The organism is Mycolicibacter sinensis (assembly GCF_001667375.1).
Taxonomy (GTDB): Bacteria; Actinomycetota; Actinomycetes; order Mycobacteriales; family Mycobacteriaceae; genus Mycobacterium; species Mycobacterium sinense_A.
Genome location: NZ_LZIN01000008.1, coordinates 1 through 721, shown reverse-complemented (window position 1 = coordinate 721; position 721 = coordinate 1). Strand labels below are relative to the sequence as shown.

Below are 721 nucleotides of genomic sequence, written 5' to 3'. Positions count from 1 at the left end.
ACCGCGATCTTCGTCGGCGGGACGATGTTGCCGACGCCCTCGGCGGCGTTCGCCCAAACCGCGGCCGACCTGTTCCTCAACCCGCTAGGCTTCGACGCCGGCGACGATCCGACGGTCTGCGTGATCGGTGCCGGCATCTGCGATTCCCCGCTGCAGGTGCTGACCACCCCGCAGCTGATCCTGCAGGGGCACAGCAGTTTCGTCGGCGCGGCCGAGATCGTGCGGGCGGTGCACGCCGAACTCAACGCCAACCCCGACGCCTACGATGCCGACAACCCGCTGTGGGTGTTCGGCTGGTCGCAGGGCGCCACGGCCGGTTCGATCGCCATGGCCCAGCTGGAACACGACGGCGTCGACCCGCAGTTGCTGCATTTCGTGTTCATCGGCAATCCGGTCGGTGCCGACACCGCGTCGGAGGGTATGGGCGGGGTTTCCTCCTCCGACTTCTTCGACACTGCTCTGCTGTCGGGTGTCCAGACCCCGAACAACTGGTTCGCGGTAACCGATTACACGATCCCCGGAGATCCGGTCACCGACCCCACGTCCACCTCTGAGCTCGGTTTGTTCTACGAGCACATGATGTATCTGGGGCTCACGCCCGATCAGGTGGCCAACCACCTGGCCACCACCGACGGCGCGATCACCGACATCGACATCTCCGGTGACTTCGACCAGTTCAGCGCCTGGATCAATGCGTGGAGCCACGGGCTGGTCGACAGCG

At 65.7% G+C, this 721-nt stretch carries 1 protein-coding gene; it reads left to right on the top strand.

The window, feature by feature from the left end; genetic code table 11:
- Window positions 1–24: 24 nt before the first annotated feature.
- On the top strand, window positions 25–721 hold a 697-nt coding region (locus A5771_RS01580; protein WP_234782898.1), incomplete at its 3' end, for a PE-PPE domain-containing protein.